Annotated in this window: 2 protein-coding genes; one reads left to right on the forward strand and one right to left on the reverse strand. The window is 39.4% G+C overall.

What is annotated here, in order from left to right; genetic code table 11:
• Positions 1-160: 160 nt before the first annotated feature.
• Complete coding sequence (gene ltrA, locus MNV_RS08940; protein WP_179293893.1) at positions 161-1651, reverse strand: group II intron reverse transcriptase/maturase; 1491 nt, start codon at positions 1649-1651, stop codon at positions 161-163.
• 733 nt (positions 1652-2384) lie between these two features.
• Between ltrA and MNV_RS08945 the strand changes: the two genes are divergently transcribed.
• On the forward strand, positions 2385-2921 hold the full coding sequence (locus MNV_RS08945) for a putative zinc-binding protein (RefSeq protein WP_096205353.1): 537 nt from the start codon (positions 2385-2387) through the stop codon (positions 2919-2921).
• Positions 2922-3226 lie beyond the last annotated feature (305 nt).

The raw sequence follows: 3226 nt of genomic DNA on the forward strand, positions 1-3226 counted from the left end.
GGCTATTATAAGGACATACTAAAGCAATTGGGTCAATTAAAATAGGGTAAAGGGGGCAATAATTTAGCAAGTGTTGCTGAATAAAGAGGAACGATTGCTCGTTCCCCCTCTTCTAAGAACCGTACGTGAAACTTTCGCTTCATACGGCTCAAGCATTTTATCACCCCTTAGTAGGGCAGCAGTTATTTGTCATGGTCACAGTATCAGGTTTGCAAACTTTCTTTACGTTTTTCAGTACTTTAAATGTGTTATCTGTTAGTTTCTTGAAACGTTGTTTCATTTTTCTTGAAACAAAATATTCCACATCAAGATAGGGATTTTTGTCTAACTTCATTGGAGTATGTCGAACTATCTTCTTATCAGATAGAAGTTTCAATTGTTTATCCTTCGTTGAGAAAACCCAATTATTATTTCCTACTGTATGCCAGTATCTATTGGAAGTCCAGAAATTGGATTTATCAGTGTGTCTTCTTTTAGCCCAATGCCATAGCATTTTCCAGATTCTATGGTCGAGTTTATTGAATATTTCACTGGATACAACCGATTGGTGATAGTTAGACCAACCAGTTATTACGGGATTAAGGGCATTAATCAATTCTTCTTGTGTCCAAGCTTTCCCCTTCTTGATTATATTACTGATTTTCTCAGTAAATTTATCAATGGATTTCTTGGAAGGTTTAACAAGAAGTTTGCCCTTATATTTTCTGAAATTCCATCCGAGGAAATCAAAACCATTGTCTATATGGGTTATTATCGTTTTCTCATCAGACAATTCCAGACCTCTACCTTTCAGGAAATCTTTAATCAATTCCTTGACTTCCTTGGCTATTTCTTCCGTTTTGGCAGTAACAATGAAATCATCAGCATACCTTACAAAGTTTACTTTGAATTTGGAAGCCTGAACATTGTGTATATTTCCACATGAATTTCGGTGGTATTTATCAATTATTATATTCTCAATTCCATCTAATGTAATATTAGCCAGAATTGGGGAAATTATACCACCTTGTGGAGTTCCTGCATCCGTAGGAAATAGTTGGCGTTCAAATACATAGCCAGCCTTTAGAAACTGTTTCAGAATTGATTTATCCATCAGTACATTGTCTAATAACCATTGATGAGAGATGTTATCGAAACATCCTTTAATATCTCCTTCCAGTACCCAGGCAGGTGAGTATTTACGAGACAAACAAATGAAAATCTGTTCACAAGCATCGTGTGTGCTTCTGAACTTTCTGAATCCAAATGATGTCCTGTCACCTGTTGCTTCTGCAATCGGGTCTAATGCCATAGCATAGAGCGATTGTATAGCTCTGTCACACATTGTTGGAATGCCTAAAGGTCGTTTCTTGTTTGACCCATATTTCTCAATAAAGACTCTTCTTAGCGGTTTTGCTTTATACCCTACATCAGTTAGAGCAAGAGCAGCTTTCATTTTGGCTTCTGGTGATGACCATGTTTCACCATCTATGCCTGCTGTTCTTTTGCCCTTATTTTGAGTTACGTTCAATGTTGCTAACAGTTTCGCATAATACGAATGTGTTAGAAGATACTGCAAACTTTTTACTAAGTACCATTTACATTCTTTAACCGCTTTTGTGATCCTGACTTGTATCCGATTTACATGTTTCTGAGCCTTCTTCCAGTCGATGTTGTTCCACTGGTTTTTTCAAAAGCATGTTTGCAGGTTTCTCATCTTTCGATGTAATTGAATCTCCTGCATTCATAGGTTTACCTTCATTCACACAATAAAACACCGTAGAGTAAGTCAGCATCCTTTCGGATTAAGGCAAATCTTGAACCTCTATACAATTTATTACGAATTGTCATTCGCTTTTTACTCTCTCCTCTACCCCTTATGCCATTGTTACTCCTTGCGAAGTTTCTACCTTTTGGGAGCATATTGGGTTTACCAAGTTCTACGTCGTGCATAATTTTTGGATACTTTAGAAGCCACCTATAAGCCGGAAATCTTTTGTCCGTTTCCTATAATGTATGTGCAGCCATCATGGTCTGATTCCATACCTTTTGGTTTAAGCGTTTCAGACTATTTTCGCTTATTAATCCTTACGACTCTTACAATGGTTCAACGTTCGTTTCTTCATGGCATCCTTATCCTAACAGTTCATTTAATTTAGTCTTTAAATTTCTCCATGTTGTCCTGAGAGCTTTACACCCCGGTGTTGCCACCAGCGCATATCTCAGTAGGATTATCCCAAACGGAAGGGATAGCGCACGGCAATGCACGATGTAACTTCTTGTCACGAGCATATCAGGATACCTACCAACACAAATTGAAACGCTTTCTTAATTTCAATTTATTTTGATATCCGGATTTATACTATATATGCTCAGTAAATAGTTTCAACCATAAGGTGCAAAACATGAATTATGAAACAATAAAGATCGAAAAAGTCGAAAAATCCTGCCCTGCATGCGAGGATTATGCCCAAAAACACTCGACAGACCCGCCAAAGATAGCCATCATGGCATGTGAGGGGGCATGCGCCAGGGGCGAGGTAGCAAGAATAGCCGCAAACCTGATCGCGCATAAGCTCGCGCGGGAAAACACTGTCAGGATATGTCTTGGCAGCGCCTTCACAAAGGATACGGGACAGAGAAACCTGGTGAGACGAGCTGATAAAGTAATTGCAGTTGAGGGTTGTTTTATTTCCTGTTCCTCAAGGATGATGGAAGGTGTCTTGCCCGGTCTTGCTCCAGTAATAGTCCAGGCCGATATGCTTTATGACACTGACACCGATGCTTTCGGAATAGATGAATTCCCGGAGGAAGAACTCAAAGAACATGCGCGGGAAGTAGCAGAAACAGTGGTCAAGGAACACATAAATAATGAGAACCCGGAAAAAAGTGGAAGCAATGTATCCGGATGCAGCCAGTCGAGAAATTGCAGCTGCAAATAATATTTGCCGAATATTTCCTCAGAATTTCCTTGGGCATTTTAATTTTTTCTTATCAATAGCTAATATAAAGATCATCAACCACAGAGTACACAAAGAGCACAGAGCTTTGCCACGGTTCTCTGAGTCCTGTCGAGTAGAGCCCATAGCCCACCTTTTATTGAGGTAATAGCCCCAGGGTTATACTATGAGCCCCCTCACAGAACCGGACTTGAAGATTTCCCTCATCCGGCTCTTCAGAAGCACATCCTCTATGCGTTTTTGTGTAGCTTTTAGAGTTCTTAGACATCAGTTTTGTTGTCATCTAT

Source organism: Candidatus Methanoperedens nitratireducens (genome assembly GCF_900196725.1).
GTDB lineage: Archaea > Halobacteriota > Methanosarcinia > Methanosarcinales > Methanoperedenaceae > Methanoperedens > Methanoperedens nitroreducens_A.

Excerpts from the sequence above, each read along its gene's own strand:
- MNV_RS08945 (WP_096205353.1), top strand. The coding sequence starts at position 2,385 with ATGAATTATGAAACAATAAAGATCGAAAAAGTCGAAAAATCCTGCCCT.